This is a genomic window from Actinorectispora metalli (genome assembly GCF_056323685.1).
Genome location: NZ_JBREYE010000001.1, coordinates 1,148,767 through 1,170,207, shown reverse-complemented (window position 1 = coordinate 1,170,207; position 21,441 = coordinate 1,148,767). Strand labels below are relative to the sequence as shown.

The 21,441-nt window shown below is 69.9% G+C and carries 23 protein-coding genes; 14 read left to right on the top strand and 9 right to left on the bottom strand.

Annotated features, from left to right (window positions below):
- Positions 1-111: 111 nt before the first annotated feature.
- From ACU6XJ_RS05410 to serB, 3 genes are all read left to right on the top strand, one after another.
- Positions 112-1,035: a hypothetical protein gene (locus ACU6XJ_RS05410; protein ID WP_476307294.1), complete on the top strand. Its 924-nt coding sequence runs from the start codon at positions 112-114 to the stop codon at positions 1,033-1,035.
- A 206-nt stretch (positions 1,036-1,241) separates the two neighbouring features.
- Positions 1,242-3,017 (top strand): aa3-type cytochrome oxidase subunit I, encoded by a 1,776-nt coding sequence (gene ctaD, locus ACU6XJ_RS05405; protein WP_476307293.1) that lies wholly within the window; start codon positions 1,242-1,244, stop codon positions 3,015-3,017.
- Between the two features lie 103 nt (positions 3,018-3,120).
- Positions 3,121-4,356 (top strand): phosphoserine phosphatase SerB, encoded by a 1,236-nt coding sequence (gene serB / locus ACU6XJ_RS05400; RefSeq protein ID WP_476307292.1) that lies wholly within the window; start codon positions 3,121-3,123, stop codon positions 4,354-4,356.
- Here serB and ACU6XJ_RS05395 read toward each other — a convergent pair.
- Entirely contained in the window at positions 4,353-4,559 is a 207-nt protein-coding gene (locus ACU6XJ_RS05395; RefSeq protein ID WP_476307290.1) for a hypothetical protein, read from the bottom strand. The two genes, serB and ACU6XJ_RS05395, sit on opposite strands and share 4 nt — an antisense overlap.
- A gap of 40 nt (positions 4,560-4,599) precedes the next feature.
- Positions 4,600-5,838 (bottom strand): serine hydrolase, encoded by a 1,239-nt coding sequence (locus ACU6XJ_RS05390; RefSeq protein ID WP_476307288.1) that lies wholly within the window; start codon positions 5,836-5,838, stop codon positions 4,600-4,602.
- A gap of 181 nt (positions 5,839-6,019) precedes the next feature.
- Here ACU6XJ_RS05390 and ACU6XJ_RS05385 point away from each other — a divergent pair, with 181 nt between their 5' ends.
- Positions 6,020-6,826, top strand: coding sequence for a peptidyl-tRNA hydrolase (locus ACU6XJ_RS05385; RefSeq protein ID WP_476307287.1), 807 nt, complete (start codon positions 6,020-6,022; stop codon positions 6,824-6,826).
- On the opposite strand, the gene ACU6XJ_RS05380 is transcribed toward ACU6XJ_RS05385, so the two are convergent.
- From ACU6XJ_RS05380 to ACU6XJ_RS05370, 3 genes are all read right to left on the bottom strand, one after another.
- Entirely contained in the window at positions 6,813-7,163 is a 351-nt protein-coding gene (locus tag ACU6XJ_RS05380; protein WP_476307286.1) for a hypothetical protein, read from the bottom strand. The genes ACU6XJ_RS05385 and ACU6XJ_RS05380 overlap by 14 nt on opposite strands.
- Before the next feature lie 238 nt (positions 7,164-7,401).
- A complete protein-coding gene (locus ACU6XJ_RS05375; RefSeq protein WP_476307285.1) occupies positions 7,402-8,823 on the bottom strand; it encodes a carboxypeptidase regulatory-like domain-containing protein in 1,422 nt (473 codons plus the stop codon).
- Positions 8,824-8,934: 111 nt separating this feature from the next.
- Complete coding sequence (locus ACU6XJ_RS05370) at positions 8,935-11,019, bottom strand: ATP-dependent DNA helicase (protein WP_476307284.1); 2,085 nt, start codon at positions 11,017-11,019, stop codon at positions 8,935-8,937.
- Between the two features lie 144 nt (positions 11,020-11,163).
- Between ACU6XJ_RS05370 and ACU6XJ_RS05365 the strand changes: the two genes are divergently transcribed.
- Positions 11,164-11,802 carry a choice-of-anchor P family protein gene (locus ACU6XJ_RS05365; RefSeq protein ID WP_476307282.1) on the top strand — a complete coding sequence of 213 codons (639 nt, stop codon included), beginning with the start codon at positions 11,164-11,166 and terminating at the stop codon, positions 11,800-11,802.
- A gap of 33 nt (positions 11,803-11,835) precedes the next feature.
- On the opposite strand, the gene ACU6XJ_RS05360 is transcribed toward ACU6XJ_RS05365, so the two are convergent.
- Positions 11,836-12,420 (bottom strand): isochorismatase family protein, encoded by a 585-nt coding sequence (locus ACU6XJ_RS05360; RefSeq protein ID WP_476307281.1) that lies wholly within the window; start codon positions 12,418-12,420, stop codon positions 11,836-11,838.
- A 15-nt stretch (positions 12,421-12,435) separates the two neighbouring features.
- Positions 12,436-13,731 (bottom strand): nicotinate phosphoribosyltransferase, encoded by a 1,296-nt coding sequence (locus ACU6XJ_RS05355; protein ID WP_476307279.1) that lies wholly within the window; start codon positions 13,729-13,731, stop codon positions 12,436-12,438.
- Positions 13,732-13,795: 64 nt separating this feature from the next.
- On the opposite strand from ACU6XJ_RS05355, the gene clpS reads away from it, so the two are divergent.
- The 6 genes from clpS (at position 13,796) to ACU6XJ_RS05325 (ending at position 17,519) form a co-directional block, all read left to right on the top strand.
- Positions 13,796-14,095 carry an ATP-dependent Clp protease adapter ClpS gene (gene clpS / locus ACU6XJ_RS05350; RefSeq protein WP_476307278.1) on the top strand — a complete coding sequence of 100 codons (300 nt, stop codon included), beginning with the start codon at positions 13,796-13,798 and terminating at the stop codon, positions 14,093-14,095.
- Between the two features lie 9 nt (positions 14,096-14,104).
- Entirely contained in the window at positions 14,105-14,662 is a 558-nt protein-coding gene (locus tag ACU6XJ_RS05345; RefSeq protein ID WP_476307277.1) for a DUF2017 domain-containing protein, read from the top strand.
- Positions 14,662-15,672 carry a P1 family peptidase gene (locus ACU6XJ_RS05340; protein ID WP_476307275.1) on the top strand — a complete coding sequence of 337 codons (1,011 nt, stop codon included), beginning with the start codon at positions 14,662-14,664 and terminating at the stop codon, positions 15,670-15,672. Before ACU6XJ_RS05345 ends, ACU6XJ_RS05340 begins: the two co-directional genes overlap by 1 nt.
- Before the next feature lie 82 nt (positions 15,673-15,754).
- Positions 15,755-16,207 carry a M67 family metallopeptidase gene (locus ACU6XJ_RS05335; protein WP_476307273.1) on the top strand — a complete coding sequence of 151 codons (453 nt, stop codon included), beginning with the start codon at positions 15,755-15,757 and terminating at the stop codon, positions 16,205-16,207.
- A 69-nt stretch (positions 16,208-16,276) separates the two neighbouring features.
- Entirely contained in the window at positions 16,277-16,555 is a 279-nt protein-coding gene (locus ACU6XJ_RS05330; RefSeq protein ID WP_476307272.1) for a MoaD/ThiS family protein, read from the top strand.
- A 13-nt stretch (positions 16,556-16,568) separates the two neighbouring features.
- The gene (locus ACU6XJ_RS05325) at positions 16,569-17,519 is read left to right on the top strand and encodes a PLP-dependent cysteine synthase family protein (protein ID WP_476307270.1); all 951 of its coding nucleotides are present in this window, start codon (positions 16,569-16,571) and stop codon (positions 17,517-17,519) included.
- A 53-nt stretch (positions 17,520-17,572) separates the two neighbouring features.
- Here the strand turns inward: ACU6XJ_RS05325 and ACU6XJ_RS05320 are convergent, their stop codons facing one another.
- Complete coding sequence (locus ACU6XJ_RS05320; protein ID WP_476307268.1) at positions 17,573-18,430, bottom strand: SMP-30/gluconolactonase/LRE family protein; 858 nt, start codon at positions 18,428-18,430, stop codon at positions 17,573-17,575.
- Positions 18,431-18,589: 159 nt separating this feature from the next.
- Here ACU6XJ_RS05320 and ACU6XJ_RS05315 point away from each other — a divergent pair, with 159 nt between their 5' ends.
- The 3 genes from ACU6XJ_RS05315 (at position 18,590) to ACU6XJ_RS05305 (ending at position 20,820) form a co-directional block, all read left to right on the top strand.
- Positions 18,590-19,186 (top strand): rhomboid family intramembrane serine protease, encoded by a 597-nt coding sequence (locus ACU6XJ_RS05315; RefSeq protein ID WP_476313811.1) that lies wholly within the window; start codon positions 18,590-18,592, stop codon positions 19,184-19,186.
- Positions 19,183-19,974 (top strand): glutamate racemase, encoded by a 792-nt coding sequence (gene murI, locus ACU6XJ_RS05310; RefSeq protein WP_476307266.1) that lies wholly within the window; start codon positions 19,183-19,185, stop codon positions 19,972-19,974. Before ACU6XJ_RS05315 ends, murI begins: the two co-directional genes overlap by 4 nt.
- 75 nt (positions 19,975-20,049) lie before the next feature.
- Positions 20,050-20,820: an MBL fold metallo-hydrolase gene (locus tag ACU6XJ_RS05305; protein ID WP_476307265.1), complete on the top strand. Its 771-nt coding sequence runs from the start codon at positions 20,050-20,052 to the stop codon at positions 20,818-20,820.
- 1 nt (position 20,821) lies between these two features.
- Here the strand turns inward: ACU6XJ_RS05305 and ACU6XJ_RS05300 are convergent, their stop codons facing one another.
- Positions 20,822-21,370, bottom strand: coding sequence for a DUF2231 domain-containing protein (locus tag ACU6XJ_RS05300; RefSeq protein WP_476307264.1), 549 nt, complete (start codon positions 21,368-21,370; stop codon positions 20,822-20,824).
- Positions 21,371-21,441: the final 71 nt, after the last annotated feature.

Sequence of the window (21,441 nt, the reverse complement as noted above, 5' to 3'; positions counted from 1 at the left end):
CCTGCGATCTCGGCCCGCGCGGCAAGATTTGACCGACGCAGAGTGAGACCGCGTGACACTTTAGAAGTAATACGTAAGGCAGAGCTCACCCGTTCGGGAGGACTTAACCGGATGACCACAAGCCACCGGCTTTCCCGTACGACCCGGGTCGCCGTTCTCGTGCTGGGCGCAGGCGTGGTGGTCGCTGCTGCCCTGGTCCTGGCCATCCCGGACTCCCGGCCCTCGCCGGAACCCATCGCCGCGGATGTCGATCTCAAGCGTTATCTGATCGATTTCGCGGTGAAGCTGTCCGCCGACGGCCCCTACGACGAACCGAGCGCCCGGGAACGCCGCGATGTCGCCGCCGGGGTGCTCGCGCTGCGGGAGAACCGGGACACCGGGCAAGCCACTGAGAAGCTGGCGCGACTCGGGCTGCGCACCACGACCGGCACCGACAGCGGTACCGGCAGGCGCTTCACGATGGTGGCCCACGAGGCGGGCGCCGAGCCGGGCTGGGGCCTGTTCCTGCTCGACCACGGGGCGCCGCCGAAGCTCCTCGTCGAGGTGCCGCATCCCAACGCAGACCTGCGCACCGAGGAGGTCGGCATCGAGGTCTTCCGCAGACTGCCCGGCACCGTCCTGATCATGGCCGGGGCGCACCGCAGGGCGGCCGACGAGGCCGCCGACGTGGCGCACCGCGAGGACTCGGTGTTCCACCAGGTCGCCGTCGAACTGGCCGAAGGCGGCCTGCCCCAACTCCAGGTGCACGGTTACGCCGAGCAGACCCTGCCCGACTTCCAAGCGGTGGTCTCACCGGGCGCGGGCAGCCCGGGACCCGCCGCCGAGGCCGTCGCCAACGGCCTGAGCAGCGTGAACGTGCCGGTGTGCCGGGCATGGGAGCAGGACTGCGGGCCGCTGGCGGGCACCGGCAACGTGCAGGGCCGTGCCGCCGCCGAGAAAGGCGGGGTCTTCGTCCACCTCGAACTCGGCGTCGAAGCACGCGGCACCCGGCAGGCCGAGGTGGCCAAGGCCCTGGCCGACGTATGGGCCTCGTGAGTGCCGGAACCCAACAAAGCACTCACGACACTGGGCACTGATCGTCTGAGAAGTGTCGTACGCCACCTGGGGCTAAGCCCGGCGCGGTAGTTGGGCGCGCGGACGTCTACGATCCGACCAAGCCGTGTTTCGCCCGGGTGAACTCATCAGGGTGGCGCGGTTTCCCACCACGAACATGACCAAACTGGTCAGCGTAGGAGGCAGTAGTGACGGCCGTCGCGCCCCAGCCGATCGCCGCGCGTCCATACCCGGCGCGCACCACGGTGAAGGGTTCGTTCCTGCTGCGGATGCTCCGCACGACGGACCACAAGCAGATCGGCATCCTGTACCTGGTCACGTCCTTCGGCTTCTTCATGGTCGGTGGCGCGATGGCCATGCTGATCAGGACCGAACTCGCGCGGCCGGGGTTGCAGTTCCTCTCCACCGAGCAGTACAACCAGCTGTTCACCATGCACGGCACGATCATGCTGCTGCTGTACGCGACGCCGATCCTGTTCGGGTTCGCGAACTTCGTGCTGCCGTTGCAGATCGGCTCGCCCGACGTGGCGTTCCCCCGGCTCAACGCCTTCTCCTACTGGCTGTACCTGTTCGGCGGCCTGATCGTCGTCGCGGGCTTCATCACCCCCGGCGGCGCCGCCGACTTCGGCTGGTTCGCCTACACCCCGCTCTCGGACGCCATCCACTCCCCGGGCATCGGCGCCGACCTGTGGATCTCCGGTCTGGTGGTCTCGGGTCTCGGCACCATCCTCGGTGCGGTGAACATGACCACGACGGTCATCTGCCTGCGCGCCCCCGGCATGACGATGTTCCGGATGCCGATCTTCACCTGGAACATCCTGGTCACCAGCTTCCTGATCCTGCTGGCGTTCCCGATCCTGACCGCGGCGCTGCTGGGCCTGCTGGCCGACCGGCACATCGGTGCGCACGTGTTCGACCCCGCCAACGGCGGCGTGATCCTGTGGCAGCACCTGTTCTGGTTCTTCGGCCACCCCGAGGTCTACATCGTCGCGCTGCCGTTCTTCGGCATCGTGTCGGAGATCTTCCCGGTCTTCTCCCGCAAGCCGCTGTTCGGCTACAAGGGCCTGGTCTACGCGACGCTGCTGATCGCGGCGCTGTCGGTGACGGTGTGGGCGCACCACATGTACGCCACCGGCGCCGTGCTGCTGCCCTTCTTCGCGTTCATGACCTTCCTCATCGCGGTGCCGACCGGCGTGAAGTTCTTCAACTGGATCGGCACCATGTGGCGCGGCCAGTTGACCTTCGAGTCACCGATGCTGTTCTCCATCGGCTTCCTGGTGACGTTCCTCTTCGGCGGTCTGACCGGTGTGCTGCTGGCCGCGCCCGCCATCGACTTCCACGTCAGCGACACCTACTTCGTGGTCGCGCACTTCCACTACGTGCTCTACGGCACGATCGTGTTCGCCACATTCGCAGGCATCTACTTCTGGTTCCCCAAGATCACAGGCCGGATGATGGACGAGCCGCTGGCCAAGCTGCACTTCTGGCTGACCTTCTTCGGCTTCCACGGCACGTTCCTGATCCAGCACTGGCTGGGCAACCAGGGCTTCATGCGCCGCTACGCCGACTACCAGCCGATCGACGGCTTCACCACGCTGAACACCATCTCCACGATCGCCGCCTACGTGCTGGGCATCTCGACGCTGCCGTTCCTGTGGAACATCTTCAAGTCCTACCGCTACGGCGAGGTCGTCACCGTCGATGACCCGTGGGGCTACGGCAACTCGCTGGAGTGGGCGACCTCCTGCCCGCCGCCGCGGCACAACTTCACCGAACTGCCGCGCATCCGCTCCGAGCGGCCCGCGTTCGAACTGCACTACCCGCATATGGCGGAGCGGATGCGGATCGAGGCGCACGTCGGCGGCAACCACGCCCACGGCGACGGCCCGGCGGCCCCGTCCGAGCTGCTCGCCGAGGCGGCCCAGCCGGACGAGGTCACAGGCGGCGACCCGAAGAAGAAATGAACACCGGGGTGATGCTCACCCCACTCGGCTCGACGGCGAGCCCCGAACCGGTCAACCTGACTGGTACGGGGCTCGTTTCGTTTTCCGCCCCAGGAGAGGGAACGTGACAACGCCGAACGACACGACCGTGTTGATCACCGTGACCGGACCCGACAAGCCGGGCGTCACCTCGGTGCTGTTCGCCGCGCTGACCAGGCACGGCGTCGCCGTCCTCGACGTGGAGCAGGTCGTCATCCGCGGCCGCCTTGTGCTCGGGGTGCTGGTGGAGACCGACCACGACCCCGAGGGCCTTCAGGATGTCGTCGAGCAGGCGATGGCCACCGTCGGCATGCAGGTGGACGTGGAGATCGGCGCCCGCAGCAGGCCCGTCTCCCGGCACGGCTCCAGCCACGTGCTGGTGGTGCTCGGCCGCCCCGTCACGGCCCGCGCCTTCACCGGGGTGGCCAGAAGGCTGGCCGCGCTCGGCGCCAACATCGACCACATCCAGGGCGTCGCCGACTACCCGGTGACCGGCCTTGAGCTGCGGGTTTCCACCGCCGAGGACACTCCGCAGCACGACACCGAACTGCGTGCCGCGATGGCCGAGGTGTCGCTGCGGGAGAACGTCGACGTGGCCGTTGAGCGGTCCGGGCTGGCCCGGAGGTCCAAGCGCCTGATCGTGTTCGACGTGGACTCCACGCTCATCCAGGGCGAGGTCATCGAGATGCTGGCCGCCAGGGTCGGTGCCGAGGACAAGGTCCGCGAGATCACCGAGGCCGCCATGCGCGGCGAGTTGGACTTCGCCGAATCGCTCACCCGCCGGGTGGAACTGCTGGCCGGGCTGCCCGCGAGCGTGCTGGACGAGGTCGCGGGCACGCTGGAACTCACCCCCGGCGCCCGCACCACCATCCGCACCCTGCGCCGCCTCGGCTTCCGCTGCGGCGTGGTCTCCGGCGGCTTCACCAGGGTCATCGAGCCGCTGGCCAAGGAGCTCGAGCTGGACTTCGTCGCCGCCAACGAGCTGGAGATCGCCGACGGCAGGCTCACCGGCAAGGTCCTCGGCGAGGTGCTGGACCGCGCGGGCAAGGCGGTCGCGCTGCGCGAGTTCGCCGGGCGCTTCCACATCCCGCTCGCGCAGTGCGTGGCGGTCGGCGACGGCGCCAACGACATCGACATGCTCACCGCGGCGGGCCTCGGCGTCGCGTTCAACGCCAAGCCCGCCCTGCGCGAGGTCGCCGACACGGCCCTTTCGCACCCGTTCCTGGACGCCGTGTTGTTCGTCCTCGGCGTGACCAGGACCGAGGTGGAGGCCGCCGACCGCGCCGACGGCATGCTCACCCCGCGCCCGGAGTTGCCCTAGCCCTGCGCGACGGCCTTGCTGAAGTGCAGGGCGGGGATGTGAAAGCCCGCGGTGAGGTAGCGGCGGTGCGCGTCGTGCCGGTGCGTTCCGGAGTCCAGGTGGACCTGCGCGCAGCCTGCCTGGTCCGCGAAGGACTTCGCAGGCTGACGGGCATCAATGTAGGTCCAGCTTGACCGGACGATCTCCCCTCGCGTGCCCGCCACCGCCTGCTGCGCGGCCGTTACGACCGCAGCGCGTCGTTCGTTACCGGCTTGCTTCCGGTGACCATGGGCTGACCAGTGTGGGGGCGTACTGGCTGCGTTGGTAGGCCGCGCAGAAGCCCGACTCGTTGCCCGCGTACTCCGGGTCCAGTGCGACCAGGGCGGGGCGGATCGCCTCCCAGGCGCGCTTGTGCCCCTCGTTGGTCGCGTCGTCGCGGACGCCGATCACGAGGTCCAAGCCGCGGTGCACCGAGACCCGCTGTCCGCCCGCGCCCGCGGCCCAGGCGAGGCCGATGTCGTAGCGCTCGTCGCTGTAGGGGGAGCCGTTGTAGTCGTGGGTGGTGGCGTTGAAAGGCGCGTGCGGGTAGCGCGGCCAGGTGGCGTACGGGGAGCAGGCGCGGTCGGGGCTTCCCGTGGAGTAGGTCTGCCCGGCGTAGGCGTTCATCTGAGTGAGGTAGCCGTATCCGGTGTTGGTGTCCTCGAACGCGGGGTGCGTTATCCGGTAGACGTAGCGTTCTTCGAGCAGCTGCTGTCCGTTCCAGTTGCCCTTGCGCAGCAGGAGAAGGCCCAGTCGGGACAGGTCCTGGGTGGTGCTGTTGAGGCTGTAGGCGATGTTGTCGCCGCTCCAGGACGACTGGCGCATGCCGAGCACGTCGAAGAGTTCCTTCTTGGCGAACTGCTCGACGTTGGTCACGCCGGGGAAGTTCTGGGGCTCGCGTTCGATGGCCCGGTTCATCACACCGACCAGCCGGTTGATTTCCCGCCAGCCCAGCGCGTCGTAGCTCCAGCTGCCCTTCTTGTCGGTGTCCAGATTCCACTTGGTGGAGGTCATCGCCAGTACATGGGCCAGGGTGGCGCGCTGGTTGATGGTTCCCCGCTGGCCACTCGGGATCCACTCGGTGATCGGATCGGTGTCGTCCAACTCGCTGCGGGCGGCGATCATGCCGAACAGGACCGCGCCGAGGGTCTTGGTGACCGAGGCGACGTGGTAGGGCGAGGTGGTGTCCGCGGGGCGGTTGGTCCAGCACAGTTTGCCGTGCCGGATGACCGTGAAGGGAATCGTCGACAACCGCTCATTGGCCTGCGCCAGCAGCTTCGGGTCCAGGCCGCACTCGGCCGCCACCCGGTCGACCGGCACCTGCTGCCACGGGTCGGCTCCCGGATCGAGCGCGCCGGCCTCGGCCCGCGCGTCGAGCGGCGAGCCGATCGTCGCGCCGCTCACAGGTGCGACCGCGACGAGCAGCACCGCGACCAGCAACCGCCACCTGGTGAACCTCCGCATGGGCGTCTCCTCGTTCGTGACTCCCGCAGGCCTGCCCAGCCGGGCGATAGGGGAGTGGTTGCCATGATGGTTCAGATCCGGCGCCACCCGGCCTGGAACATTTCGGAGAATTGCGCGCCGGATCGCTGTGACCGGTCACAACGAAACCCGGTTGCCCGCGTTTGGCAGGATTGGCCTCGCCATGGTCGATCTTGCCGCCTCCGCCGACGTCCTCCTGCCCTTGGCCGACCGCTATGCGGCCTGGCTGGGTCGGTCCGCCACTGCCATCGCGGCGGAGAACGAGGACGAGGACCCGGCGCTGGTGCGGGCCATGCCGGTGGTGCTGCGCGTCGAGAAGTCCGCACCGCCGAGCCGGGAGGCGCTGCTGGAAGCCGCGGCCGCCGCCGCGGTGGCCGTCTGCCTGGACGAGCGCAGCGCGCCGGGCGGCGAGTGGCACGAGCCCGTCGCGACGTGGACCGCCGGGCGCATCCGCAAGATCAGCCGCCGGGCCAGAGGCGCGCACTGGCAGGCTGTGTCGGAACTGCCGGGGATCACCGTCGGCCGGGCAGGCGCGGAGGCCAGGGCGCTGCTGCCGGGGCTCATCGCGGAGACACCCCGTGAGGTCGCCAAGCTCCAGATCTCGGGCACCGAACTTCCGGCGGAGGAGCCGAGCCCACCCGCACCCGATCTGCCGGTGCTGTGGCTGAACCCGGATGTGCCGCTCACGGTGGGGAAAGCCGCCGCGCAGGTCGGGCACGCCACCATGATCGCCGCCGCGCTGCTGCACGCCGACGGTGCGACCGCGGAGCTTCGGTACTGGGCGGAACGGGATTTCGCCTGCTCGGTGCGTTCCGCCTCACCGCGGGTGTGGTCCGACCTCGACCCAGGCAGGCGGCCGGATGAGGCGTGGCGGGAGCGGCGGGTGCTCGCGGTTCGCGACGCCGGGCATACCGAGGTGGCGCCGGGAACGGTGACCGTGCTGACCGAGTTCCCGGTCAGAGGCCGTTGAGGCCGCCGCGGGAGATGATCAGACGCGGTGCGGAGGGGTGCCCCGGCACCGGCAGCGCCAGAATCTCGTTGACCGCGTCCATCAGCGAACCGCTGTACTCCCAGACGATGCCGCCGCGGTCGTCGTCGACGCCGTCCACGATGCGCGCCGCCGTGGTCTCGGTTTCGCTACGCACCCGGATCGCGTCGAAGTAGGCGCCCCGTTCCAGGAAACCGTCGATGGCGACGAGTTCGCCGTGGTCGTCGTGCAGGGGGAGGAATCTCCAGCCCGCTTCGCGGAGGAGCGCGAGTTGGTCGACCTGTGAGCCGTGATCGCCTGGATCAGGTCCGCTGTCCATGGTGGGCTCCCTCCTCTTGGTGCTCTGGCCCGTAGTGGGAGCGCCGATATCCGCGGCAATGATGCGAATTGTCCGACTTGATCGGTTTACCACCGGGTGGGAGCAACGGTTAAACCGTAACGGATCAGCGTGACCTGCTTCATTCGGCTGTACAGGTACGGGAAAAACAGCAGGTGGCGGCGGGATAAAACCCGCCGCCACCCGTGCGGTGTGCGAACACCAAGTGCTATAGCCCTACTCAATCGGCGGTATCAGGCCGCTCCGGGCCGGGTTCGATCCGGAAATCCAGCGGATAGGGGTCACCCAGTTTGACGTCCAACCGGTCCCATCTGGTGAATTTCCACGGACCCACGAGATCCAGGCGATATTCGCCAGGCGGAATTTGATTGAAAGTAAAAATTCCCGCGGCGTCGCTGGTGGCCTTGCCGAGGAGTTTGCCGGTGCTGTAATCCCGCAGCAGGACCTGCACGCCCGCGACGACGTTGCCGTCGGCGTCCAGCAGCCTGCCCTCGCCGTCCTCCAAGGCTGTGGTGGCGGGGGCGGTGTCGGTGACCAGCGGCTGGCCCTGAAGCGGGTGCAGCCGGACGTTGCCGATGTTGCAGCTTGCCTTGATGTACCCGCTGTACTCGCTGCCCGCGGGTACCTGCTCGGAGATCTCGAAGACCCTGGTCCGGCCCGCGGGAACAGTGACCCCGGTGCCGCGCCAGCGCAGCTCACCCCAGCCGGGGTCGTCGGCGTAGAGGCCGTAGGAGTCGCCGTTGCGGTTGCAGTCGGCGGTCAGGCCGGTCAGGTCGGTGCGGCCGCGGTTGGTCAGCACGACCTTCGCGGTCGCACGCTCGCCGAGCGCGAAGCTCGGCTTGGTGAAGGTGATCGAGGCGCCAAGCTGCTCGCTCAGCGGCCGAACCACCTTGCGCACCAGCGAGAACTCACCCTTGCCGATGGTCAATTCGTCCATGTCACTCAACGGCGTCTGCACCAGCCAGCCGTCCGGCGCTTCGTACGAGGCGTAGTAGGGACCCGCGGGCACCTCGGCGAAGGTGACCTTGCCCGCCGCGTCGGTGGTGCCAGTCCGGTCGGGGTCCGGGGGCGGGCTGTAGAGCGTCACCTTGACCCCGGCCATGCCCTCGCCCGCATCGGGCGTGTCATTGCCGTTGCGGTCGCGGTAGATCGTGCCTGTCACGTTCGCGCTGACCTTGGTCACCGGCGCGCTGATGTCGAAGCCGTTGTCGGCCGGGTTCGCGTCGTGGTCGTACCAGGCGCCGTTGAGGTTGTAGGTCGGCATGACCCGCCCCACCAGCCGGACCGCGCCGCTGTCGGGGTCCGTCGCCCGCCCGGTCAATTCGACGGTCCTGGTGGTACCGGGTTCCACATGCACCCCGGAACCCAGGCCTCCCAGCTCACCCCAGCTGTAGTCGAGGCTGGACCCGCTGCCCCCGGTCCCGTGGAGGTGCGTCGCGGTGTAGGAGCCCTTGTTTCGCAGCGTCAGGATCACCTTGACCTGATCGCCGGACTCGTAGGCGTCCTTGTCGAACCGCGCCGACACCTCCAGATCACCCTTCGGCGGCGGCGAGACATCCGCCGACGCGGCCGTACCCGCCAACCCGGCCAGCACAACGCCTGTCACCAGCACGCCGACGCGCGCCAAGAATCTTCGCTCCACGGAACCCCCAAGATCGTACGATCCCCGACTCGTGCGAAACGCCGTCATACAACGGACTTAGGACACTAAGTCGGGCCTGTGACGAAGACGTGTGAGGGGCGGCGGGGTTGCTCAGGTGTCGATTCGGCGCAGGGCCTCGCGGACAACCTTGGGGTCGTAGGTGGTCCAGAACGGGGGGAGCGAGGCGCGCAGGAAGCTGCCGTAGCGGGCGGTGGCCAGCCGGGGGTCGAGTACCGCGATGACGCCCTTGTCGTCCATGGTGCGCAGCAGGCGGCCCGCGCCCTGGGCGAGCAGCAGGGCGGCGTGGGTGCCCGCCACGGTGATGAAGCCGTTGCCGCCGCGGGCGCTCACCGCCCGCTGACGAGCGGAGGCCAGCGGGTCGTCGGGGCGGGGGAAGGGGATGCGGTCCATCACCACAAGCTGGAGCGACGGGCCGGGCACGTCAACGCCCTGCCACAGCGAGAGCGTGCCGAACAGGCAGGTCCTGGTGTCCTCGGCGAACTTCTTCACCAGCAGGCCGGTGGCATCATCGCCCTGGCACAGCACCGGGTGCTCGATGCGGTCCCGCAGCAACTCGGTGGCCTGCTTGGCCGCGCGCATCGAGGAGAACAACGCCAGCGTCCGCCCGCCGGCTGCCTCCACAAGCTCCGCGATCTCGTCCAGGTACGCGGGCGCGAGCCCGTCCCTGCCGGGCGGTGGGAGGTGCTTGGCCACGTACAGGATTCCGCTGCGGCCGTGCTCGAACGGCGAGCCGACGTCAAGGCCTGTCCACCGCACGGTGTCCTCATCGGACGGCGGGCGCTTGTCGGTAGCGGTGCCCTCGGCCTTCTCGCCGGTGGACTGGGCGGGCAGGCCCCACTGCCTGGCCAAGGTGTCGAAGGAGCCGCCCAGTGCCAGCGTCGCCGAGGTGAGCACCACGGTGCTGCGGCCGAACAGCCGCTCTCGCAGCAGTCCCGCCACGCTCAGCGGGGCGACCCGCAGTGCCATCGGCCGGGAGTACTCGCCGGGCTCCCCGGACACCCACACCACGTCGTAGCGGCTGCCCTCCTCGGCCTCGAAGGCGGTGAGCAGCCGGGCGGAGGTGTCGTGGATGTCGTCCAGCAGCGCCTTGGCCAGCTTGCGCGCGGTGCCGCCCTCCACATCCTCGCGGCGCTCCGGCCCCAGCGCTGAGATGCACGCGTGCGCCGCGTCCCGCAGCGCCGCCAGGGTGCCCGCCAGCGCCCGCGGCAACGCGTCCATCCTGCCGACCGGCAGCTCGCCCAAGGTCAGTGCCAGCCCGTCGCCCGCCTCCGAGAGGCGGTCGGCGATGTCCTGGTCCACCAGCCGCCCCACCCGGCGCAGGGCAGCGCTGACCAGCGGCGACGTCAGTTCCGCCGTGGCGACCGAGGTGACCCGGTCCACCAGGTCGTGTGCCTCGTCCACGATCACCACATCGTGCTCGGGCAGCACCGGAACGCCTTCCAGCGCGTCGATGGCCAGCAGCGCGTGGTTGGTGACCACGATGTCGGCCCGGCCCGCCTCGCCGCGGGCCTTCTCCGCGAAGCAGTCCGTGCCGACCGGGCACTTGGCCACGCCGAGGCATTCCTTGGCGGTGACCGACACCTGGCGCCATGCCTGCTCGCTCACACCGGGCACCAACTCGTCGCGGTCGCCGGTCTCGGTCTCGGAGGACCACTCGTTGAGCCGCTTCACCTCGCGGCCGAGTCGGGACACCGCGAACGGGTCGAACAGCTGCTGGTCGTCCGGCTCCTCGGGCGCACCGCCGTGCACCCGGTGCATGCACAGGTAGTTGCGGCGGCCCTTGAGGATCGCGAACCGCGGCTCCCGACCCAGCTCCTTCTTCAGCGCCTTGGCCAGGCGCGGCAGGTCGCGGTCCACCAGCTGGCGCTGCAGGGCGATCGTGGCGGTGGAGACCACCACGCAGGTCTCCGCCTCGATGGCGTGGCGCAGCGCGGGAACGAGGTAGGCCAACGACTTCCCAGTGCCGGTGCCCGCCTGCACGGCGACGTGTTCCCCGGTGCGCACCGCGGCGGCTACCGCCTCCGCCATGGCGACCTGACCTGATCGCTCGGCGCCGCCGACCGCGTCCACGGCGACCGCGAGCAACTCGCGCACCTCCGGGAGTGCAACGGACGGAGCAGGGAGTGTGGTGGCGGTGTCGGGCACGGCGAAAACGCTACTCCGCGAGGGCGACATCCCCGCGCACCAGGCAAGGGCATCGTGTTGCGGTGACACCCATCACGGTGTGGTTACGAACTGATCTCTGTATCGATGTGGAGGTATGGCGCCTCGTCCGGATGGACGATCACGGGCGCCCCGACAGGTGCAGGGAAGGCGGCAATGCGCAGCTTGGGCAGGGCAGGCGTGGTGTTGGCGATGACGGGGGCGGGTCTGCTCGCCGCGGGCGTCGCCGGAGCGGGAGTGCAGGACGGGACGGCGTCGGTCGGACAGGCCACCGTCACCAAGGAAGGGCAGCAGTTCAAGACCGGCGCGTTGTCGCGCTGTGTGGTGGACACCGCCCCCTCGGCGACCTCGGGGGCCACCGAGATCGCCGATGTGGTCAGCTACGGAGCGGGTAGCGCAAGCTGCACCCGCGACGCCGACCGCAACGTCACGGTCACCACCAAGGGCGAGCGCTTCGAGCTCACCTCGCTGCTGGACCCGCAGGGCGATGGCGACCTGGTCCGCATCGCCTCCTACGAGGTGACCTGCAAGTCCACCAGGTCGACCGCGCAGGCGAGCGGCACCCTCTCCGGAGTGTCCGGCATCGAGCTTCCGGACCAGATCAAGCCCAACCACAAGATCACCATCGAGGGCAACGGCGGCCCCAAGGCCGAGGTGATCCTCAACGAGCAGAAGTCCGCGAGCGGCGGCAAGCTCACCCTCAACATGGTTCACATCAAGCTCTACCAGGCCCACGGCGCCAACGCCGACGGCGACATCTACCTCGGCCAGATCACCTGCGCCCCAACGTTCTGACCGCCCCCCAGGCTCGTGAGTGCTGTCGAGCGCTCACGAGTCCTGGGCGGCTCGAACGATCGGCTCGCCGACCAGGGTCACGCCTGCCTCGCGGAGGTCGATGAGGGCGTCGGCCACGGTGGGCTCCGCCACGCCCGCGGTGAGGTCGAGCAGGACCGTCGCGGCGAAGCCTTCGCGGACGGCGTCGATGGCGGTGGCGCGCACGCAGTGGTCGGTGGCGATGCCGACCAACTCGACGGTGTCCACGTCCCGTTCCCGCAGCCAGTCGGCGAGGGTGCGGCCGTCGGGATCGCTGCCCTCGAAGCCGGAGTAGGCGGCGGTGTGCGCGCCCTTGGAGAACACCGCCTGCACGCCCGCGACGTCCAACTCGGGGTGGAACGAGGAGCCGGGGGTACCGGCCACGCAGTGCACCGGCCAGGTATCGGTGAAGTTCGGCGTCGCGCTGAAGTGCTCGCCAGGGTCGACGTGGTAGTCGCGGGTGGCGACCACGTGGTCGTAGCCTGCGGTGGTGATGTGCCGGGAGATCGCGGCGGCCACATCGGCGCCGCCTGCCACGGGCAGCGAGCCGCCCTCGCAGAAGTCGTTCTGCACATCCACCACGATCAGAGCGCGTGTCATCGGTGACCTCCGGTGTCAGGCGAAGACGGTCGACAGGACGGGATCCCCCTGGGACAGTGCCAGGCCCTCCCAGGGCACGCTCACCAACCCGGCGCGCAGACGTTCCCGGCCCTGCTCCAGGGTGGGCACGCCGGGCGCGGTCTGTCCACCGCGGACCAGCGGAATCTGCAACAACCGGTCGTGCGGCCCCAGTTCCGGCTGCCGGTCGGCGGGGAACACGACCTCCTCGGTCGCGGTGCCCGATGGCTTGTGCCTGCGCAGCGCGGCCTTCCGCCCGCCGCGGGACTCCTTGTGCAGGCTGCGCTTCACCACCGGCCTGCCCTCGACCTCGACCAGTTTGTAGACCATGCCCGCCGCGGGCGCCCCCGATCCGGTGACCACGGAGGTGCCGACCCCGTAGGCGTCGATCGGCTCGGCCCGCAGCGCCGCGATCGAGTACTCGTCCAGATCCCCGGACACCACGATCCTGGTGTCCCGCGCACCCAGCGAGTCCAACTGCTCGCGGGCCTGGCGGGCCAGCACGCCGAGGTCGCCGGAATCGATGCGGATCGCGCCCAAGCCCGGCCCGGCGACCTCGATCGCGTTGCGGATGCCCTCGGTGATGTCGTAGGTGTCCACCAGCAGCGTGGTGCCCGCACCCAGGGTGTCCACCTGCGCGCGGAAGGCAGCCCGCTCGTCGTCGTGCAGCAGCGTGAACGCGTGCGCGCTGGTGCCCGCCGTGGGCACACCGTGCCGCTGCCCCGCTTGGAGGTTGGAGGTGGAGTCGAAGCCCGCCAGGTAGGCCGCGCGGGCGGAGGCGACTGCCGCGCCCTCGTGGGTGCGCCGCGACCCCATCTCGATCAGCCGCCGTCCGTCCGCCGCGGACACCATCCGCGCCGCCGCCGAGGCGACCGCGCTGTCGTGGTTGAGGATGGACAGCACCAGCGTCTCCAGCAGCACCGCCTCGGCGAAGCTGCCGCGCACCGTGAGGATCGGCGAGCCGGGGAAGTACAGCTCGCCTTCGGGATAGCCGTCGATATCGCCGCGGAACTCATAGGCCGCCAGCCACTCCAGGGTCGCCGCGTCCACCACCGCGCGCTCCGCCAGCCCGGCAAGCTGCTGTTCGGTGAACCGGAACCGGCCGACCGCGTCCACCACCCGACCGGTGCCCGCCACCACCCCGTACCGCCTGCCCGCGGGCAGGCGGCGGGCGAAAACCTCGAACACGCACTGCCGCGCCGCGCTGCCGTCCCGCAGCGCACTGGCCAGCATGGTCAGCTCGTAGTGGTCGGTCAGCAGCGCCGTCGTGGCGGTTGCCTCGGATGAGCTCATACCCGCGAATCTAGATCACATGGGTGTGGTTCAGCCCTCGCCGTCGGCGTGACAACATTGAGGCATGACCACGCCCGCCGAGCTGGAAAAGACTCAGGTCGATCCGGCGAGCGATGAGTCCGCGGCCACCGACCGGCCGTGGGTGACCGTCGTGTGGAACGACCCGGTGAACCTGATGTCCTACGTCACCTATGTCTTCCAGAAGCTCTTCGGTTACAGCAAGGAACAGGCAACCAAGCTGATGCTGGACGTGCACTACAAGGGCAAGGCCATCGTCTCCTCCGGCGGCAAGGAGAAGGTCGAGGGCGATGTGGCCAGGCTGCACGCCGCCGGGCTGTGGGCGACCATGCAGCGGGATTCGTAGGAGCACATCGTGAAGGCCTGGGACCGTCAGGGCGAGCACATCATCGCCGAGGTCGACCTGCAGGAGGCGCTGATGCTGCGCAGCCTGGTCGGCCAGATCGACGAGATGCTGCGTGAACGCGCCGCGGAGACCCCGCAGGACGAACTGTCCGCGCTGACCGGCATCCGCACCGGTCCGTCCACCACGCCGGAGGACCGCATCCTGGCCCGGCTGCTGCCCGACTTCCACCGCCCCGAGGAAGACCCGCCGGACGAGCCGCAGGCCAATCTGGCGGGGGCGCTGCGCTCCCTGCATGAGCCCGACCTGGTCGACGCCAAGACCGGCGTGGCCGCGGTGGTGCTGGACACCTGCCCGGAGGACGGCGGCCGCATCGAGCTCACCTCCGAGCAGGCCGAGGCCTGGCTGGCGGCGCTCAACGACGTGCGGCTGGCCCTGGGCACCGCGCTGGACATCAGCGAGGACACCCCCGACGACACGCTCGAGGACGACCCGAGGGCCGCGCACCTCGGTGTGTACCAGTGGCTGACCTGGGTGCAGGACAGCCTGGTGCAGGCCGTGATGGACTGATGCTCACCGACGTGCCCGGCCTGTCCGTCGGCCACCACCACCGCATCGAGGACGGCTGGGCCACCGGCACCACCGTGGTGCTCGCCGATGGCGGCGCGGTGTGCGGCGTCGACGTGCGCGGCGGCGGCCCCGGCACCCGCGAGACCGACCTGCTCGACCCCTCCCACCTGGTGCAGCGCGTCGACGCGATCTGCCTCTCCGGCGGCAGCGCCTTCGGCCTGGCCGCCGCGGACGGCGTCCTGACCTGGCTGGCCGAACGCGGCCGCGGCTTCCGCGTCGGCGCAGGAGAGCACGAGGTGGTGCCGATCGTGCCCGCCGCCGTGCTCTACGACCTGCCCGCCAACACCTGGGGCAACCGCCCCGACGCGAGCTTCGGCTACCAGGCCTGCGCCAACGCCTCCACCGGCACCATCGCCCAGGGCAGCGTCGGTGCGGGAGCGGGCGCCCAAGCCGGCGGCCTCAAAGGCGGCATCGGCACCGCGAGCGTCCGCCTGGACGACGGCACCACCGTCGCCGCACTGCTGGCCGTCAACGCCGTCGGCCAGGTCATCGCCCCCTCGGGCCTGCCATGGGTGGCCGACCTGGAACGCGACGGCGAGTTCGGTCCGCTGGAGGTCGACCAGACCGCGCTGAAGCGCTTCCAGGAAACCGCGGCCCGCCCCGCGAACCCGCTCAACACCGTCCTCGGCGTGATCGCCACCGACGCGTCCCTGAGCAAGGCCGAGTGCCGCCGGATGGCAGGCCTAGGCCACGACGGCATAGCCCGCGCCGTCCGCCCGTCGCATTCGATGTTCGACGGTGACACCCTCTTCGCCCTGTCCACCGGCACCCGCGACACCCCCCGACCCGACCCCGGCCCCTTCGCCGACGCGACCCGCGCCGCGTTCCTGGACCAACTGTTCTTCGCCGCCGCCGACGTGGTGTCCCGCGCCATCGTGCACGCCATCCTCGCCGCCGACCCGACCCCGAACCTCCCGTCCTACCGAAGCCTGCTGCGCGGGATCGGCTGACTGGCGACGGCGGAAGTATTCCCGGTCGAAGTGGGGTGAACGTCCCACTTTCAGCGCGGCTTTCACCCCGTAGGATGGACCCGTGCTGGTGATTCGACGTGACCTCGTGGATGCGATGGTCGCCCATGCCCGTCGGGATCACCCCGATGAGGCGTGCGGGGTGATCGCCGGTTCCGCGGGCTCGGATCGTCCCGAGCGGTTCATCGAGATGGTCAACGCGGAGCGCTCGCCGACCTTCTACCGCTTCGACTCCATGGAACAGCTTCGGGTGTGGCGCGATATGGACGCCCGCGACGAGGTGCCCGTGGTCATCTACCACTCGCACACCGCGACCGAGGCCTACCCGTCGCGCACCGACATCTCCTACGCTTCCGAGCCGGATGCCCACTACGTCCTGGTCTCCACCCGTGACCCGCAGGAACACGAGTTGCGTTCCTACCGCATCGTCGACGGTGTGGTCACCGAGGAGCCGGTCGAGGTCGTCGAGTCCTACCTGTTCGCGCACACCGGCGCGGACGACGTTCCGGACTGCTGAGCCGCACGCGCGCGATCGGCGCGTCAGCTGGGTCAAGGGCCGAAGTACATCGATGAGGAGAGGTCAATCGTGGCCGTCAACGTTTCCATCCCCACCATCCTGCGCACGCACACCGGCGGCGAGAAGTCCGTACCCGCGAGCGGCGCCACCGTCCTCGAGGTCATCGACGACCTCGAGTCGCGCCACGGCGGTCTCAAGCAGCGCCTGGTCAAGGACGGTTCCCTGCACCGCTTCGTGAACGTCTACGTCAACGACGAGGACGTGCGCTTCGCCGGTGGTCTGGACGCGGCCGTCAAGGACGGCGACAACGTGACGATCCTGCCCGCCGTCGCAGGCGGTTCGCGCTAGGAGGAGGCCCCCGGTGGCCAGGTACGACTCCCTGCTCCACGCCCTCGGCGACACACCGCTGGTGGGACTGCCCCGGCTGTCCCCGTCCGAGGGTGTGCGGCTCTGGGCCAAGCTGGAGGACCGCAACCCGACCGGCTCGATCAAGGACCGCCCCGCGCTGGCCATGATCGAGGCGGCGGAGCGGGCCGGGCGGCTCACGCCCGGCTGCACGATCCTGGAACCGACCTCGGGCAACACCGGCATCTCGCTGGCCATGGCGGCCAAGCTCAAGGGCTACGCCCTGGTCTGCGTGATGCCGGAGAACACCTCCGACGAGCGGCGTCAGCTGTTGCAGGCCTACGGCGCCCGCATCATCTTCTCGCCCGCCGCGGGCGGCTCCAACCAGGCCGTCGCGGTGGCCAAGGAACTCGCCGCCGAGCACCCGGACTGGGTCATGCTCTACCAGTACGGCAACCCGGACAACGCGGGCGCGCACTACCGCGGCACCGGCCCGGAGATCCTGCGCGACCTGCCCACCGTCACGCACTTCGTGGCCGGCCTCGGCACCACCGGCACCCTGGTCGGCGTCGGGCGCTACCTGCGCGAGCAGAAGCCCGACGTGCAGATCATCGCCGCCGAACCCCGCTACGGCGACCTGGTGTACGGGCTGCGCAACCTCGACGAGGGCTTCGTGCCCGAGTTGTACGACCCGGCCGTGCTGACCGGGCGGTACTCCGTCGGCTCGCACGACGCGCTCAAGCGGACCCGGCAGCTACTGGAGAGCGAGGGCATCTTCGCGGGCATCTCCACCGGCGCCATCCTGCACGCCGCGCTCGGCGCCGCCGAGAAGGCCGCGGGCGCGGGGGAGCAGGCGGACATCGTCTTCATCGTCGCCGACGGCGGCTGGAAGTACCTGTCCACCGGCGCCTACAGCGGCACCCTCGAAGAAGCCGCCGCCCGCCTCGACGGCCACCTCTGGGCGTGACCCCAGCTCAAACCTGTGAGTGGTGACCGAGTTGGTTACCACTCACGGGTTTCTCACCCCACGAACACCGGGCTGGGCATCCCCTGAGCGGCCTCGGGCAGCACCAGCAGCGAGCCCGCTAAGTGCTGCTCCCGCTCCTGCTCCGGCTGGAGTCCCTCGCGGGCGGTGGTGATGTAGAGGTCGGTGAGATCCGGACCGCCGAAGCAGCACGCCGTCGGCTGCGTCACCGGCACCTCGACCTCGCGGTCCAACTCGCCGTCCGGGGTGTAGCGCCGCACGGCGGAACCGCCGTGCAGGGCGACCCACACGCAGCCGTCGGCGTCGACGCACAGCCCGTCCGGAACGCCCTCGGTGTCCGCCACCTCGCACAGCGGCCTGCGATCGGATGCCGTGCCCGCCGAGACGTCGAAGTCGAACACGTCGATCCGCCGGGTCGGCGAGTCCACGTAGTACATGCGCGAGTTGTCGGGGCTCCAGCCGATGCCGTTGCTGATCGACACGGTGGGCAGCACCACCTTCGCGGCGCCGTTCGGCAGCACCCTGGCCAGCCAGCCGCCGCCCTCGGACTGGTCGTCGCGCATGGTGCCGGCCCACAGCCTGCCCGCCGCGTCCACCGCCGCGTCGTTGCCGCGGACGCCTTCGCGGGCCCAGTACACCAGCCACCGCAGGTCACCGCCCGCGTCGGCCAGCGCGATGCCGTCCCGCAGGTTCAACACCAGCCCGCCTGCCGTGCGTGGCTTGGCGGCGCCCACCTGCTGCGGCACCTCGGTGGGCTGGTCGGCGCCTGTCGACGGGTCGAACCGGTGCACCCGGCAGCCGGTGATGTCCACCCACAGCAGCGACGCGGTGCGGGAGTCCCAGGTCGGGCCCTCGCCGAGTTGGGCGTCGCAGCGCAGCGCGACCTCGACCATCCCGCCTCCTCGTCTCCAGGTGCTTGCCAGAGACATCATTACTCCCGAACGGGACGACGACAGGGTGAAGCGCCGATTACCCGGGGTAGACCAACGGTTAGGCTCCACGCTGTGGAGTCGGTTCCCGCGTCCCGCAAACGGGGTTCAACGGCCAACCGGGTGTTGCCCCCGGAGCCGTTCCAGGCGGCCTTGCTGATCCTGGCGTTCACCGCCCTGCTCTACGCGGTGGAGATCGTCGATGTCGCCTCCGGTCTCGGTCTGGACTATTACGGCATCCGCCCACGCGTACTGGACGGGTTGGCAGGCGTGTTGTGGGCGCCGCTGCTGCATGCCGACTACAGCCACCTCGGCGGAAACACCGCGCCGGTGCTGTTGTTCGGGTTCCTGGCAATGGCGGGTGGCATCGGCCAGTGGGTCGGTGTCACCGCGTTGATCTGGATCATCGGGGGCGTTGGCACCTGGTTCACCGCGCCGCCCGAAAGCGTCCACGTGGGAGCGTCCGGACTCGCCTTCGGCTGGCTGGCGTTCCTGTTGGTGCGCGGCATCTTCAACGGCAGCCTCAAGCAGATCGCGGTGGCGGTCGTGTTGTTCTTCTACTGGGGCGGCCTGCTCTGGGGTGTGCTGCCGGGCGAGCCCAACATCTCCTGGCAGGGCCACCTGTTCGGTGTGATGGGCGGCCTCGTCGCGGCCTGGGTCTACGCTCGTCCCGCACCGCGGACGCGTAAACCCGCCGTGACCTGGGAGCAGCCACGATGAACGCGAACACCGAGGCGCCGATCGGCATCTTCGACTCCGGCGTCGGCGGGCTCACCGTGGCCCGCGCGATCCTGGACCAACTGCCCGGCGAGAACCTGCGCTACGTCGGCGACACCGCCAACGGGCCGTACGGCCCGCTGCCGATCCCCGAGGTGCGCGCCCACGCGCTGGCGGTGGCCGACAAGCTGGTCGCCGACGGGGTGAAACTGCTGGTGATCGCGTGCAACAGCGCCTCGTCGGCGTGTCTGCGGGACGCCAGGGAGCGCTACGACATCCCGGTGGTGGAGGTCGTGCTGCCCGCGGTCCGCCGGGCCGTCGCCGCCACCCACACCGGTCGGGTCGGCGTGATCGGCACCCGCGCCACCATCACCTCCGGCGCCTACGAGGACGCCTTCCACGCGGTGCGCGATGTTCAGGTCACCAGCGTGGCGTGTCCGCGCTTCGTGGACTTCATCGAACGCGGTATCACCAGCGGACGACAGGTGCTCGGCCTGGCCCAGGGCTACCTCGAGCCGCTGCAACAGGCCGATGTGGACACTCTGGTGCTCGGCTGCACGCACTACCCGCTGCTGACCGGCGTGCTCCAGATCGTGATGGGGGAGGAGGTCACGCTGGTCTCCAGCGCCGAGGAGACCGCCAAGGACGTCGTCCGTGTGCTCACCCGCGACGACCTGCTCCGCGATGCGGACCCCGACGCCCCGGTCCGCCACGAGTTCATCGCCACCGGCCCTGCCGAGCCCTTCGCCAAGCTCGCCCGCCGCTTCCTCGGCCCGATCCGCGAGCTGTAGCCGCCGGAGATCCGTGACCGGATCGATCAACAAATGTCTGCGGTGCCGGGGCAAGGTGTGTCACGATTTTGAATCGTGTTGCTGACCATCCTCGGTTGTTCCGGGAGCGTGCCCGGTCCGAATCGCGCGGCGTCCGGATATCTGCTGGAAGCCGAGGGTTTCCGGCTCGTGATGGATCTCGGCAACGGGACCATGGCTTCGCTGCAGACGCACTGTGATCCCCTCTCCCTCGGCGCGGTGCTGCTGTCGCATCTGCACCCGGACCACTGCGCCGATTTCACCGCGCTGACGGTGTGGCGGCGGCATCACCCCAGCCCGGCGCTGGACCCGGCCAAGCACCGCCTGCCGGTGCACGCGCCGATCGAGGCGCCCACCAGGCTGGCCGCCGCCTACGCGCCCGACGAGGCGGAGCGGCTGGCCGAGGACCTCGGCGATGTCTTCGACTTCCACCCGCTGCGGCCCGGCACCATCCACATCGGACCGTTCGAGGTGACCGTCGCGGAGGTCGCCCACCCCTCCGACTCCTACGGCTTCCGCATCACCGCGGGCGGCAGGACGCTCTGCTACAGCGGTGACACCGGCACCTGCGACGCCCTCCTGGCCCTCGCCGCGGGCGCCGACGCGCTGCTGGCCGAGGCCACCTGGCCGCATGACGACGGCAACCCGCCCGACCTGCACATGTCCGGCCGCGACGCGGGACTCGTCGCGAAGCGCGCCGACGTGGGGCGCTTGCTGCTGACCCACCTGGCGCCGGTCACCGACCCGCGAACCGTGCTCTCGGAGGCCACCAGCGTCTTCCACAGCGAAGTGGAACTGGTGGACCAGGGCGCGAAGTACCGGATCTAGCTCATTCGGTGCCCACGCCGGTCCACACGGCCTGCGAGCCGCTGTGGCCGGTGAGCACCACCTGGGTGATCACGGCGGCGGAGGACAGCACCAGCAGCACCGCGGCCACCACCGAGATGCGCCGCCACAGCTTCGGCACCGCGGCGTGCTGCGGTTCGCCCGCCTCGTGCGGGACGGCGCGGGACTCCGCGTCGCGTTCCCGGTCCGCGAGCCGACCCGCCACCAGGGCGATGACCAGCGTGACGCCGAAGACCAGCGCGATCGGCAACACGGTCGTGCCCAGCCCGACGTGCCGGGTGAGGGCCTCGTTGTCGACCGCGCCCAGCCGTGACTGCAACTGCTCGCCGGTGGTCTGCGCGACCGGCACCGCGGCGATGGCCAGTGCCGCGATACCCAGCACCGGCCTGCTGTAGCGGCGCCGCCAAGCGGGGTTGATCGCCAGCAGCATCGAGCCGACCGCGGCCAGCGGCAGCAGCACGACGACGGCGTGCACCACCAGCGGATGCAGCGGCAGGCCGTCGACGGTGAACAGGGGTCCGGCAATCGTCATGGGATCTCCCGGTTGGCGTCCATGTGATCAAACACCGTCCAGAGGTCCCCTCGCCACCGGAGCGTGGTCGC